Source organism: Corynebacterium sp. H128 (assembly GCF_037482625.1).
GTDB lineage: Bacteria > Actinomycetota > Actinomycetes > Mycobacteriales > Mycobacteriaceae > Corynebacterium.
Genome location: NZ_JBBHKW010000009.1, coordinates 67,359 through 80,404 on the forward strand (window position 1 = coordinate 67,359; position 13,046 = coordinate 80,404).

Consider the following 13,046-nt stretch of genomic DNA (forward strand, 5'->3'; position numbering starts at 1 on the left):
GCATTGCTGCGCGAAGCACTACAGGGGACGAGCACCAAGCTGGGATTGCAACATATCCATCGCGATCGTCTTGGCATCCCGATGATCATAGTTTGCGGGGCCACTGGCGGCCTCGATCATCTCTTCCTCTTCCGAGTCCTCGGGTTGTTCAACTTGTGCCGGCACAGCAGCACGTTCCGCAGGCGGCACTGGGGATGGCGCAGCTTCGACCGGCGGCGGTGCCCACTCTGGCTCGGCGTCCGCTTCATCCGGTTCCGGAGGCAAGGGCACCCCACCGCTGAAACTGTGTTTCATCGCCTCCCGGCCCCGCTCAGCGGCTTCCTTCCACTTCGGTTTCGGTTTTGCTACCGGCTCCGGAGCCTTCTGGGCAGGCTTATCGACGGCCACAGCCTCCGGCTCCCCACCGCCAAGCGGCGCAGGTGTGCCCCAACCAGATGCTGGTGCCGCGGCAGGCTCAGGCTCTGGTTCTTCGGCTGGTTTCGTCTCCTCTGGCTTCCAGGTAACTCGCTGCGGCTCGCGCGCAAAACCGATTGCTTCAGGACTCGTTCCCACCTCAACACGCACCGTGAGGTCCAGGTTTGTCACGGTCTTGAGTGCTTTTGTCAGCGCAGCGTTGTTTGTAGCGGCGTTCAGCCGAGCTGCGAGCGCGCCGGTATTGTGCCCGATGAGCAGCTCGCCGTCCCGCACCCCAAGCACCTTTGCTTCGGTGAGCATGATCTCAGCGACCGGGTTATGCTGCCCAACGATCTTGCGGATTTCCTGCCATTTGGCACGGATGACATCGCTCGAATCTGCAGTCGGCTGTGGCTGAGCTACGGGGGCTACGGGCGCTACGGGGGCTACCGGTGTTGTCGGTTCCGGCGCGGCAGGTTGCGCCGGTTCCGCAGGAGGGGCGGTATGGACCGGCTGAGTTGGAGCAGCAGGTTGCACCGTCGTGGTGGCACTTGCTGCGGCTTTCGCAGCCTCGCGCTTGGCACGCCATTTTGCCGCGCCTTGCGCAGCACCAACCTCGGCGGGCGCAGCCGAAGCAGCGGTAGGTGCTGGGGCCGATGTTGCCGCCGGGGCAGCCAGCGATAGCATCATCCGGGCACACATGATCTCCAAGAGCAGCCGGGGCGAGGTGGCACCACGCAGCTCATCCACCTGGTCATTGACCAGCGCGGCGAGAGAAGAAAGGCGTCGGGCGTCGAAAAGCGCTGCCTGTTCGGCCAATATCGGCTGGTGGTCCGCAGGCACATCGACTAAGCCGAGGGAGATGGCATCGGGTACGGCTTGCAGCACCATGAGGTCGCGCAATCGGTCGAGCAGGTCGTGTGCGAAGCGACGCGGGTCATGGCCTGCGTTGATGACATCGTCCACGGTGGTAAACAGCGCGGCCTGATCACCAGCGGCCACCGCAGAAATAGCGGAATCGATAAGGGAAGAATCAGTAACGCCCAGCAGTGGCACCGCCATCTCATAGCTGAGCCCCTCCGGCCCGGAACCAGCGATAAGCTGATCCAGGATCGAAAGCGAATCACGCGGAGAGCCACCGCCGGCACGAATGACCAGTGGGAACACTGCATCTGCCACGGTCACGCCCTCGGATTCACAGGTGCGCTGCAGCAGACCACGCATGTCCGGCGGTGTGAGCAAGCGGAACGGGTAGTGGTGCGTGCGGGAACGGATCGTACCGATGACCTTCTCGGGCTCCGTGGTGGCGAAAATGAAGATCAGGTGCTCCGGCGGCTCCTCCACGATCTTCAGCAAGGCATTCGAGCCTTCCTTAGTGATCATGTGGGCTTCGTCGATGATGAACACGCGATAGCGTGACTCTGCAGGGGCGTAAAACGCACGGTCACGCAGCTCACGCATATCTTCAACACCGTTATGGGAGGCAGCGTCCAGCTCGGTCACATCAAGGTTCCCTGGTCCGCCCGGCGCGAGCGAGACGCAAGATGGGCAGACTCCGCACGGGGTGCTAGTCGGCCCTTCGACGCAGTTGAGCGAACGCGCCAAAATTCGCGCCGATGAGGTCTTGCCACAGCCGCGGGGCCCCGAAAACAGGTAGGCGTGATTAATCCTTCCGCTATCCAGTGCGACGGAAAGCGGTCGGGTTACCTGTTCTTGGCCGACAACCTCTGCGAAGCTGGCCGGCCGATACTTACGATAAAGAGCCACGCCCTAAACACTACCGCGTGGCCCAGATTCCGGGCAGGCTGAACTCACCGCTGCAGATCCAAAATGTCCACGCCCTCCGCGACCAGCGCAGATTGCAGCTCAGCCAGGCCATACGCTTGCAAGTGAGCCAGTTCCGCATCAGTGATCGGCAGCACTTGCAGCATCAGCACTAGCTTATCGACGCCATCTGCACCGGTTTCCTTAAAGTTCGGCACATCTCCGCCCCACGGGAACGGCACCACTAACAGGCAGTGCGAGGTGGTTATTCCAACGTTCGCCAGCGCCCCAGCACCGGGAACCAGCACTCCTGGCTGTGGCTGGATCGCCATGCTCTTGATGAGCCCCGCCGTTGATTCGAGGAGCTCCGGCAGCCCCGTCGCCTGCTGCGCAACAGTGAACAGCTCGACCCGGACGTCCCGCCCATCGGCTTCCAGATGCGTGTCTACCTGCTGAAAATCCAGCGTCACGGCGATGTGCTGGCCGTCAGCGGCGAATGAGGCTACGTGAAAATCACCGACTTGATCGATGTCCATCTCCCCAGGGAACAGTCCATCGATCCAGACGGCAGCTTCTTGCAGATTCAATTACTTATTCTCTAGTGCGGCTAGCAGGACACAGGTGGCAACGCCATCCATAGCGATTTCCAGCTCCTCCACCGGCGGCAGTGAGGGCGCTAGGCGAATGTTCTTGTCCTCGGGGTCTTCCTTATGTGGGAAGGTCGAGCCTGCAGCGGTCAGCACAATGCCGGCTTCCTTCGCCAGCTCAATGACGCGCTTGGCGGTACCCGGAACCACATCCATGGAGATGAAGTACCCGCCAACCGGCTTCGTCCATTCGGCAACCCCGTATGCGCCGAGCCGGTTTTCTAGGATATCCAGCACCTTCGCAAACTTTGGCGCCAAGGACCCAGCATGCTTGCGCATGATCATGCGTACTCCCTCAGCATCTCCGAAGAACTGCGCGTGCGCCAGCTGGTTGATTTTGTTCGGCCCAATTCCACGCACAAAGGCATGTTTGTTGTACCAGTTCAAGTTCTCATCACTGGCGTTGAAGAAGGCCACGCCAGCGCCTGCCTGCGTGATCTTGCTTGTCGACGACATCGCCCAGAATCGGTTACCACCCTGCTTCACCACATCCACAACCTGCGGAAATTCCTCCGTGAGGGTGTGAATCGCGTAGGCGTTGTCCCAGATGATGCGGAAGTCCGGTGCTCCAGTTTCCATGGTGGCTAGGCGATTGATGGTCTGGGTATCGAACGTGACACCGGTCGGGTTGCCAAAGATCGGCACTACCCACATGCCCTTGACCTGCGGATCCTGCACGAGCTCTTCAACCAAGTCCATGTCCGGGCCGGCTGGAGTCATAGGCACGGTGATCATTTCGAAGCCGAAGTGCTCGGTGATGGTGAAGTGACGGTCATAACCCGGTACTGGGCAGATCCACTTGACCTTCTCCTCGTCTTTCCATGGCTTTTCAGAGTCGTTAGTGCCCCACATGTAGGCCCAGCTGATCAGGTCGAACATGACGTTGAGGCTGGAGCTGTCCGCCGCAATGAGATTGTTGACGTCCACACCGAGCACCTCTGCCCAGATCTCACGGAGACTACGCAAGCCAATAAGGTTGCCATAGTTCCGGCAGTCGGTGCCATCCTCATCGAGGAAGTTCTCACCTGGAAGGCTCAGCAAATCGGCGCAGATATCTAACTGCTCACTCGACGGCTTGCCACGGGTCAGATCCAGCTTCAAATTTCGGGACTGTAGCGCACCATATTCCGCTCGGATCTCCGCCTTCAGCTCGCTCATCTGCTCAGCAGTCAAATCTTGTAGTGCCACGTCGGTACGCCTTCCCTTATGAGGTGTGTTTAACCGAGTCCCACTTTAACCCGCAGCAGCCACCTAAGGAAACGAAAAAAGGGCAATCTTCCGATTGCCCTTTTTTGCTAAAGAATTTAAGGGGACCCCGCGCACCCGTAAGAGCTCGCTGACCCTTGCTGCATTCCTGCCCTGGGGGAGTTCACAAGATAGACGCCGCACGGGATCCTGCCGTAAACCTTAGCCGTTCTTCGGGTTTGCGGCCAAACCGCCCAAACTGACCAGCTGTTTTGTTTCTTTGCCCAAGGTTTAGTACAGTTCTTCTTCGTAGCAAACACACGTTGTTTGTCGCGCTGGAGGATTCGACTAGCGGCCTATGTCACACGCCTGGAACGCGTGCGGGGAGAAATCCCCTCAAGGGTTCAAATCCCTTATCCTCCGCAGAATTTCAGTTGGGAAACCGGTTTGAAATGGTTAGTAAATGACCGTTTCAGGCCGGTTTTTCTGCGTCTCGATAGCGAATTTGCACAGCTCAGCGATCTCCGCTGCAGTATGGCGGTGACCGGCGGTATGCACTACCAGCCCCTGCAACCTAGCCACTTCCAAGCGCATCGCTTCCTCTTGGGGCGAATCTGCAAACTTTAAGGTCGCACCAGGGAGAAGCTCTGCTTTGAACAGCGGCGCCGTGGCCGAAACGTCGAAAAGCGCGATGCTTTGCCACGGCAAAAACACACCGCGGGTGAACAGACCGGCTGCATCAATGCGGATCACCTGATCGTCGCGGTTCTCGCAGCCAGTCCGCCAACAGCGCCAGACAAAGAAGGCAGTCACGGGTAGGAGCATGCCACCCATCATCAGGCCGAACAGTCCCATTTCGTAGTACAGCACACCGCTAGCCAGCAGGTTTCCAAGAGTCATAGTCGCCCCCAGCATGACAATGACGTTGCGGTTTGGCACCTCACCTTGAAGAATCACAGTCTCACCGGCACGGATCCGATCAAAGTAGCTATTCATGTTTTCCTCACTTCTTGCGGTTGATTGCTTCGTAGGTGAGATGCGCGAGCGTGTGAGAATGTTCCCGCATTGTTACAACCGCTCGAAGTTGAGGTCGCAGCACTCATAAGGGAACGGTCCAGCACACTCATGACGTGCCCACTTCAGGAACGCAAGGAGAGTCGTGTGCCGCACGTTCAGGTCATGGGTGAACAGCCGCAACATTCGCGAGTCATTGGCTGCTGTAGCGAGCTTGACGCCTTCCGCAGCGCCGTCATCCCACACCGCCTGCAGCACGCGGCTCTTCGGGGGCAACGTTATTTCCGTGTGGTAGTTCCTGGTTCGCCTTCTATAGCTCACCCGGAACGTGCTGAGCGCTGCGACCATCTGCCACGGCACACGAACATGCGCCATCTCAATTCCCGACCGCGTCACCCGCATACGGTGCACATCGCGGTAGCTCCGCCGAAACACCGTCACCAAAAATACCGCGAAGAGGAGAAACCCCAACGCACCCCAGAGGGCAGCCCAGACGTGGCCTGCCGCAGACTCGGCCCCACTAATGCCCACCCACGCCACACCCGCGCAGAGGGCGCCGAATGGGATGCACATCATGATTTTGAGCCACCAGCGCACGCCAAAACCGAAATTCACCTCACCTTGCTCGGTGAAGCGCTGTTGAAGATTCTTGAGAGAATTCATGTGCATCCTTTCGTCTTAGATTGGATGCACGGACCCGCAGGCAATGTTCCCGCTACGTGTAGTACCGCCCCATGAACTCCTGTTTGAACTCCCAGTAACTTCCATCCGCCATGGTCTCACGGATGCGATCTACGAGCGTGATCATGAAGTACAGGTTGTGCATGGTGCACAGCGTGCCTGCGAGAAATTCCTTAGCTTTCAGCAAGTGGTGGATGTATGCGCGGCTATAATTCTCCGACACATAGCCACCTAACTCTTCGTCGATGCCGGTGAAATCGCGTTTGAAGCGGGCATTGGTGAGTGTCATGCGGCCATCCAGCGTGTACACCCCGCCCCGCCTGCCCAGCCGAGTCGGCGCAACGCAGTCAAAGGTGTCGGCACCAGCCTCGACGGCGGTAAAGATGTCGTCAGGCTCGCTGATGCCTAGCAAGTGCTTTGGCTTCTCGACGGGCAGTTCATCATTTACCCAGCCCACAATGGTGCCCAGGTTCTCCTTCTCCAAGGCGCCACCGATGCCGTAGCCGCCGAAGCCCCGTTGGCCGTTGCTTTCCGCTTCCTTGCTCAGCTCGACGAGACCGCGGGCAGCTTTCCTTCTTAGATCTTCGTATTGCGCGCCTTGCACCACTCCCCAGAGGGACTGTAGTGCTTTGCCTTTTCTCGCTTCGGTGAGACGATTGTGCTCATCAATGCACCGCTTAGCCCAACGATGGGTGCGGTCAACGGACTCTACCTGATACTGCTTAGTGTCCACGATGGTGGTGAGCTCGTCAAAGGCGAACATGATATCCGCACCCAGCTGGTGCTGGATCTGCATAGACACTTCCGGCGTGAAGCGGTGCTTTGAGCCGTCGATGACGGAGCGGAAGTCGACACCATCTTCGTCGACATGCGCCATGCGATCTTTGCTACGCGCCTTCACCTCCCCCTCGGCGATGTTGGCATCCATGGAGAGCACCTTCTTAAACCCAACCCCCAGGCTCATCACTTGGAATCCGCCTGAGTCCGTGTAGGTGGGGCCGTGCCAGTTCTCGAACTGCGCTACTCCCCCTGCCTCATCGACGATGTCCGGACCTGGCTGCAAGTACAGGTGGTAGGCATTGGACAGGATGGCCTGCGCCTTTGTTTCCCGGATCTGTTCAGGGGTGAGCGTCTTTACCGTCGCCTTCGTAGCCACCGGAATAAACGCAGGCGTCTGGATATCACCGTGTGGAGTGTGGATGATACCCGTGCGGCCATGCTTGGTGCTATCTAGAGTGGTGCGCAGCTCGAAGGTCGTGTCAGTCATGGTTAACGATTGTATCTGGATGGATGCCTTCTTTAGGCACTGCGAGCGCACCGCAGAGAAAGCAGCGCCCCTAAGCGCGTGCTCGCAACTCCTCGATTTGGAGTTCCGCGAGTCGCTCCTCTTCAAGGCGACGCCGCTCCCATTCCTTTTCCAGGGCTGCACCTTCGATGTCCAAATGTGGCAACAGCCGGTCGAGCCACCGGGGCATCCACCAGGTTGCGCGACCCAAGAGGAACATGGACGCTGGTACGAGCGCCATCCTTACAAAGAAGGCGTCGAATAGCACGCCGGCGCCGAGCGCGAATCCGAAGATCTTGATGAAGGGCAGTGGCTGGTCAATGAAGGCCACGAAAACAGCGATCATGATGAGCGCCGCGGATGTGACCACGCGGGAGCCGAGGGTGTAGCCCTCGATCACGGATTCGTCGACTGCCGAATAGCGCGAGCCTGGCGTCGGCACGCCGCCGTGGTGCGCATAGTATTCGCGCATGCGGGAGACGAGGAACACCTGGTAGTCCATCGCGAGACCGAAAGTGACGCCGATAAGGAAGATCGGCATGAAGGAGATCAGCGGCCCTGGGGTTTCCACCAGACCCCACAGCCCCTCCTGCCAGACCATCACCGTGACGCCGAAAGCCGCGCCAACAGAGAGCAAGAAACCCAGGCCAGCGATCAACGGCACCATCAGCGAGCGGAAGACCATCAGCAGCAAAATCACCGCCAGGCCAACGACGACGCCGAGGTAGATCGGCATGGCGTCGGAAAGCTTCTGGGTAACATCCCGCTGGATCGGGGTCAGTCCGGTGATACCGATGGTGATGCCCGTAGCGGACTCAGCTTCAGTCTGAGAGGCACGGAGCGAGTGCAGCAGCTTCGTGGTCATCGGGTCATTCGGTCCGGCGAACGGGGTGATCATCAGCTGCGCTGCAGTCCCGTTCTCAGACATGCCTACGATCTGAACATGCTTGATATCAGCATTGGTATTGAAGCGTTCAACCACGTAGGAAAACGCGGCGGTGGCTGCGGCCTTCTTCTCGTCGAATGGCTTCCCCTCCGCCGCAGCCATGTCGCGCTGGGCTCGCACCAGTGGCTGCAACGCTGGTGCTTCCGGATCGACATCTGCCGCATCGACCACGCCGAGCATCAGCGAGTTGTGGCCGTCGCCAAAGCCCTCGGTGAGCAGGTCGGCGGACTTACGCTGAGTCGAGCTGAGAGAAGAGGTGGAGTCATTGGGCAAGGAAAGCTCCAGGCGCAGCGCCGGGAGAGTCAACAAGCCGAGGCCAAGGATCACCACTGTGAGGACCAATGCCGGGACTTTCTGCACGAAAGTTACCCAAGCGTGGCCCTTGGACAGCCGGGTTCCGCGGCGCGGCTCCTCACCTGGGCGACGCGGATTGCCAGCCAGCCACGGGATCTTGGCTCCGAAAGCGTACTTACCCATCACGCCTAGCATCGCAGGAACCAGGGTCAGCGCCACCAACACTGCGATAAACACCGTCAACGCCGCCGAAAGGCCCATGTAAGTCAGGAAAGGAATTCGGACCAAGGAGAGTGAAATGAGGGCAATGATGACCGTCAGCCCTGCAAAAACCACTGCGGAACCAGCGGTGCCGACGGCAATGCCCGCGGCATCCGGACGCGGCGACTTGCGATACTCTGCCCGGTACCGCGCCAAGATGAATAACGCGTAGTCAATGCCCACAGCCAGGCCAAGCATTACCGCGAGTACCGGGGTGGTGTTATTCAGCGTGACAAAACGCGTGGCCAGGACAATGGACAGCGAACCGATACCAATACCCACCACAGCGGTGATCAGCGGCAGACCCGCAGCTGCGAGGGAGCCGAAGGTGAAGATCAGCACGATGAATGCCACGCCCAAGCCGATAATCTCTGAGGTGGTCTTAATCTCCAGCGGGTCGCCAAAGGCAGCACCGCCGCCCTCGACGATGAGATCTTGGGACCGGCCAATCTCCAGCGCTTCCCGGATTGTGGCACGGTGCTGTTCTGTGACATCGGTGGGGGAAGGTACGTCGATACCGAAAGTGGTGAAACCGATGCGCCCGTCCTCGGACATGAGAGTGAGGTTCGCGGCGTCGGCACGCGCGGTCTCCTCCGGTAGCCCCGAGGCAACCTCCTGATCGATGATGCCCTGCTGCAACTGCGGGTTGAGCTTGACCGGGTTACCGAAGCGCATCGTGTCATTCATGTCCGGGATGCCGGCTTCAATGTGTGCCACCACGTCGTCGATAGCAGCCACGTACTGCGGCTCTGAGAGACGGTGACCTTCGGGAGCGGCGAACACAATGTTGACACCCGCGTTGTCGAGGGGGTTCTTCTGCTCCGGGAAGTTCTTAATTAGCAGTTCAGCAGCTTCTTGGGAAGGCGTCCCTGGAATGGAGAACTTGTCTTCGAAGCCTTTCTGCAAACCCAACGCAGATCCGCCGACAGCTACCAGCACGACTAGCCAGATGGCGACCACTGACCATTTATGCAGGTAGGACCATCTGCCAATTCGAAACAAGAACTTCGCCATGCGGGTCTCCTATGGATCTGGATGCACTTTCGACCTTATAACGAAAACACCCCGGAAGAATCCGGGGTGAATTTCACTTTGGCGGTGGCGGCGGGATTTGAACCCGCGGTTGGGGGTTACCCAACACTCGCTTTCGAGGCGAGCACCTTCGGCCGCTCGGACACGCCACCGCGAATTAGATTAGCGGGTGCGCACTGCAGCGACCAAATCGCGTTTTAGTCGTCCTTCTTGAAAGCGCCAAGGATCTTGTCGCCGGCTTCCTTAGCAGCGCTCTTGATGTCGGACTTAGCTTGATCAGCGCGACCTTCGTTAGCCAGCTTCTCGTTTCCGGTTGCCTCGCCGATTTCTTCCTTGGCGTGGCCTGCTGCGTCTTCGAATTTGTTCTTGAAATCAGACACGATGGTCTCCTTTGCGTTGGGAACTGTCGAGCCTAACAGAAACGAAAAAGTCCGTCAGAAGTGTTGCGCACTCCTGTTCAAGAACACCGCCACGTACTTCAACTCTGTGCAGTTGGGCTGGCACGCGCAGGACGTCAATAAGAGAGCCGCACGCACCCGTCTTGGGTTCCCAGGAGCCAAAGACCAGGCTTTTCAGCCGCGCACCGAGCAGCGCACCGGCGCACATCGTGCAGGGTTCGAGCGTGACTGCGAGGGTGCAGCCGCTCAAGCGCCAGCCATCGCCATGCTTAGCGACGGCTGAACGAATTGCTAACACCTCCGCGTGTGCGGTCGGATCTTGGTCGGTTTCCCGGCGGTTCGTGGCATGAGCTAGCTCGCGGCCATTGGCGTCGAAAAGCACGGCCCCTACCGGCACATCGTCTGGGGGCGTGGTGCGGGCCACCTCGATGGCGCGGCGCATCATCTCCTCGGCCGCGAGCTCCGGCAGCGGTTTGGGCAAAACCATTAGTCCAGGTCGAGGGTGTCGGCGAATTCATCGCCGCAGCCGAGCTCGTCTGCGATGCGCTGCAGTTGCTCCGAGGCCCATGCTTCATCGTCATCGGCGATCACGGACATGACCTGCTCGGAGGCCCCCAGGTCTTCAAAGATGTCGAAGTCACCTTCTGGATAGGAGTCTTCCTCCTCAGCTGGGGTCTCTGCACCCACAAGTTCGAGGGCAGAGGCAGCGTAGTCATCATCCAGGGCAGCGGTCGCATCAGAAAGCAGCACCTTCACCCGTCCCGGAGTCGGACGCACGATGATGAAATAGTCATCTTCCACACAGATCAACGCGAAGGCGGGTCCTTCTGCGCGCAGCTTGCGAACTGCAGAAACTGCATCGGCAACGTCTTGGAACTCATCGTCATACTCGGCGACGGTCCACGTGCCCTGAACCGAGGTGACAGTGACCGCAAAGCTCAGATCTTCATGGGTGCTCATAGCCTGTAACCGTAGTCGGTGTCACACGTTTTGTGCCACACTTGAGTGGTGACTAACGCGAAGATTTCCCGACCAGTATGTATCCTCGGCCTCGGACTTATCGGGGGCTCGCTGCTCCGCGACCTTTCCGCCGCCGGCGTTGAGGTCTTCGGCTTCAATCGTTCCCCCTCCGGCGCCACCGCCGCCGCGAAGGAAGGATACGACGTCACCTCCGACTTCATCCCAACCCTGCAACGAGCGGAGGCCACCGGTGCCCTCATTGTGATGGCCACCCCGATGCCCGCCATCGCCTCCCTACTCAGCGCCATCGCCGAACACGCCCCCAGCTGCGGGATCACCGATGTAGTCAGCGTCAAAGCTGAGGTATACAAGCAAGTCTGCGAAGCAGGCATGCAAGACCGCTACGTGGGCAGCCATCCTATGGCTGGCACCGCAGACTCCGGCTGGCCCGCCTCCATGACCGGGCTGTTTAAAAAGGCAGCATGGGTGGTCACCTTCGACCACGCCTACGATTCCCCCTCCGACAGCTGGGTCGAACTATGGCTCGATGTCGTCCAGATGGCGCTGCTCGTTGGGGCGGAAGTTATCCCGGCGCGGGTCACCGCACACGACCAAGCCGTAGCGCGTATCTCCCACCTGCCGCACATCTTCGCGGAAGTCCTCGCGATCACCGGCGACAACGGTGGCGCACTGGCGCTCTCCCTCGCCGCCGGGTCCTTCCGGGACTCCACCCGCGTTGCTGGCTCCACCCCGTCCCTGGTTCAGGCGATGTGCGAAACCAACCACGAGGCTCTCCTCCTGGCCCTTGATGAGGCGCTCGCTCTGCTTTCTGATGCGCGCGCCCACCTGGCTTCCCCGGAGGATGACCTCGGCATGCTTATCGACGCCGGGTACCGCTCCCGAATCCGCTTCGAAGCCCGTTCCGCATCCTCCGCAATCACTGGGATCTCGGGACGCCCAGTCCTCAGACTGCACCCTGGAGCCAAGGGGTGGATCTCACAGCTCGAGCAGGCCGAGAATCTGGGCGCCCGGATCGAGGTCTTTTAGAGAACAGCCGGAGACTACTCGGCGCTGCGGCTGGTGCCCATCTCGGCGTCGATACGCAGCAGTCCGGAACCGTCGTCGCCGACGATACGCAGGCGGTCCAGGATTTCCTTAACGGTGGCAACTTCTTCAACCTGCTCCGCAAGGAAGGAATCGATCAACGGGCGAGAATCATAGTCCTTGACCTCGAAGCCCAGCTCGGCCAGGTTGCGGATCTTGTCGGAGATTAGCTCCTCGTGTGCCAGTGCGGCTTCAAACACCTCAACAACGCTGGTAGCGGAGACCTGTGGCGCGTTGATGGTCTGGATCTGTGGCACTACGTCGCGGGCAGCCAGGTGATCCGCAAACATCTGGGCGTGGGTGTTTTCCTCGGCAGACTGTGCACGCAGCCAGTCACGGATGCCGGCCAAACCAAAGCCATCAACAACATAGGACAGCTGGAGGTAGACCAGGGCAGCTTCGAGTTCAGCAGTTACTTGTTCGTTGAGGGCCGCAGCCAATTTATCGTTGATTTTCATGTTCGCTAGGCTACACGAAAACTATCGCTTACAGCGAAAACGAAAAAACTCCGTGCCTGTGGCCGGAGTTTTCTTTTGGTGCGCCCGGAGGGATTCGAACCCCCAACCTTCTGATCCGTAGTCAGATGCTCTATCCGTTGAGCTACGGGCGCATGTTTTCAGCATTGCTGCTGTGCAACGAGAATTTACTCTACACACCGAGGTTAATTTTTGGCAAATTTGCAGGTGGCGGCTATTTTGCCTCGTAGCTTGAAAGCAGTAGCTCACTGCGCTTTTACTAAACCCAATGACCTCGAAGCCAGCTGATTCAAACTCTGAAGCCTTTTCAGTGATACATATCCCTCGAGAGACAATCAAAGTATTTGGTTAGCTGTCATTTAAGATCGTATTATTGATACGCGGCAAGCTTTCCGCCGAAATCTTCCCCGAAGGATACCTATGAAAAACACCATGACGTTTGCATTCGCTGGCATGTTTGCCGCGTTTATCCTTGCCTCAACCTTTGTTCCAGATTGGCTACTCATCGTTCCTGGAGTTCTCATTCTCTCCGAGATAGCACTGAAGACTCGTCAAGAGCGCACACAGCGCCGAGAGAGCTAAGGAAGCCTTAGCAAATAACAGAGA

General features: G+C 59.0%; 13 protein-coding genes, 3 tRNA genes and 1 other RNA gene. 3 read left to right on the forward strand and 14 right to left on the reverse strand.

The window, feature by feature from the left end; genetic code table 11:
• Positions 1-18 precede the first annotated feature (18 nt).
• The 4 genes from WG915_RS09215 to ffs all read right to left on the reverse strand — a co-directional run bounded on the left by WG915_RS09215 (position 19) and on the right by ffs (position 4,204).
• Entirely contained in the window at positions 19-2,160 is a 2,142-nt protein-coding gene (locus WG915_RS09215) for a DNA polymerase III subunit gamma and tau (RefSeq protein WP_339565089.1), read from the reverse strand.
• Positions 2,161-2,204: 44 nt separating this feature from the next.
• Complete coding sequence (locus tag WG915_RS09220; protein ID WP_339565090.1) at positions 2,205-2,744, reverse strand: suppressor of fused domain protein; 540 nt, start codon at positions 2,742-2,744, stop codon at positions 2,205-2,207.
• Complete coding sequence (locus WG915_RS09225) at positions 2,745-3,992, reverse strand: aminotransferase class I/II-fold pyridoxal phosphate-dependent enzyme (RefSeq protein ID WP_339565091.1); 1,248 nt, start codon at positions 3,990-3,992, stop codon at positions 2,745-2,747.
• 113 nt (positions 3,993-4,105) lie between these two features.
• Positions 4,106-4,204: signal recognition particle sRNA small type (gene ffs, locus WG915_RS09230), an RNA gene on the reverse strand.
• Positions 4,205-4,326: 122 nt separating this feature from the next.
• On the opposite strand from ffs, the gene WG915_RS09235 reads away from it, so the two are divergent.
• Positions 4,327-4,412, forward strand: a tRNA-Ser gene (locus WG915_RS09235).
• A gap of 33 nt (positions 4,413-4,445) precedes the next feature.
• Here WG915_RS09235 and WG915_RS09240 read toward each other — a convergent pair.
• The 8 genes from WG915_RS09240 to WG915_RS09275 all read right to left on the reverse strand — a co-directional run bounded on the left by WG915_RS09240 (position 4,446) and on the right by WG915_RS09275 (position 10,860).
• Positions 4,446-4,985 (reverse strand): hypothetical protein, encoded by a 540-nt coding sequence (locus tag WG915_RS09240; RefSeq protein ID WP_339565092.1) that lies wholly within the window; start codon positions 4,983-4,985, stop codon positions 4,446-4,448.
• Between the two features lie 72 nt (positions 4,986-5,057).
• Complete coding sequence (locus tag WG915_RS09245; protein ID WP_339565093.1) at positions 5,058-5,666, reverse strand: hypothetical protein; 609 nt, start codon at positions 5,664-5,666, stop codon at positions 5,058-5,060.
• 52 nt (positions 5,667-5,718) lie between these two features.
• Complete coding sequence (tgt, locus tag WG915_RS09250) at positions 5,719-6,951, reverse strand: tRNA guanosine(34) transglycosylase Tgt (RefSeq protein WP_339565094.1); 1,233 nt, start codon at positions 6,949-6,951, stop codon at positions 5,719-5,721.
• A gap of 70 nt (positions 6,952-7,021) precedes the next feature.
• Positions 7,022-9,484: an MMPL family transporter gene (locus tag WG915_RS09255; RefSeq protein ID WP_339565095.1), complete on the reverse strand. Its 2,463-nt coding sequence runs from the start codon at positions 9,482-9,484 to the stop codon at positions 7,022-7,024.
• Between the two features lie 79 nt (positions 9,485-9,563).
• Positions 9,564-9,654: transfer RNA gene (locus tag WG915_RS09260), tRNA-Ser, on the reverse strand.
• 45 nt (positions 9,655-9,699) lie between these two features.
• The gene (locus tag WG915_RS09265; RefSeq protein WP_339565096.1) at positions 9,700-9,882 is read right to left on the reverse strand and encodes a CsbD family protein; all 183 of its coding nucleotides are present in this window, start codon (positions 9,880-9,882) and stop codon (positions 9,700-9,702) included.
• Entirely contained in the window at positions 9,875-10,387 is a 513-nt protein-coding gene (locus WG915_RS09270) for a nucleoside deaminase (RefSeq protein WP_339565097.1), read from the reverse strand. The genes WG915_RS09265 and WG915_RS09270 overlap by 8 nt, the downstream gene beginning before the upstream one ends.
• Positions 10,387-10,860: a tRNA adenosine deaminase-associated protein gene (locus WG915_RS09275; RefSeq protein WP_339565098.1), complete on the reverse strand. Its 474-nt coding sequence runs from the start codon at positions 10,858-10,860 to the stop codon at positions 10,387-10,389. The genes WG915_RS09270 and WG915_RS09275 overlap by 1 nt, the downstream gene beginning before the upstream one ends.
• A gap of 48 nt (positions 10,861-10,908) precedes the next feature.
• On the opposite strand from WG915_RS09275, the gene WG915_RS09280 reads away from it, so the two are divergent.
• A complete protein-coding gene (locus WG915_RS09280) occupies positions 10,909-11,907 on the forward strand; it encodes a prephenate dehydrogenase (protein ID WP_339565099.1) in 999 nt (332 codons plus the stop codon).
• A gap of 14 nt (positions 11,908-11,921) precedes the next feature.
• On the opposite strand, the gene WG915_RS09285 is transcribed toward WG915_RS09280, so the two are convergent.
• On the reverse strand, positions 11,922-12,422 hold the full coding sequence (locus WG915_RS09285; protein WP_339565100.1) for a ferritin: 501 nt from the start codon (positions 12,420-12,422) through the stop codon (positions 11,922-11,924).
• Between the two features lie 76 nt (positions 12,423-12,498).
• Positions 12,499-12,574 (reverse strand) — tRNA-Arg (locus WG915_RS09290).
• 298 nt (positions 12,575-12,872) lie between these two features.
• On the opposite strand from WG915_RS09290, the gene WG915_RS09295 reads away from it, so the two are divergent.
• A complete protein-coding gene (locus WG915_RS09295; RefSeq protein ID WP_339565101.1) occupies positions 12,873-13,022 on the forward strand; it encodes a hypothetical protein in 150 nt (49 codons plus the stop codon).
• Positions 13,023-13,046: the final 24 nt, after the last annotated feature.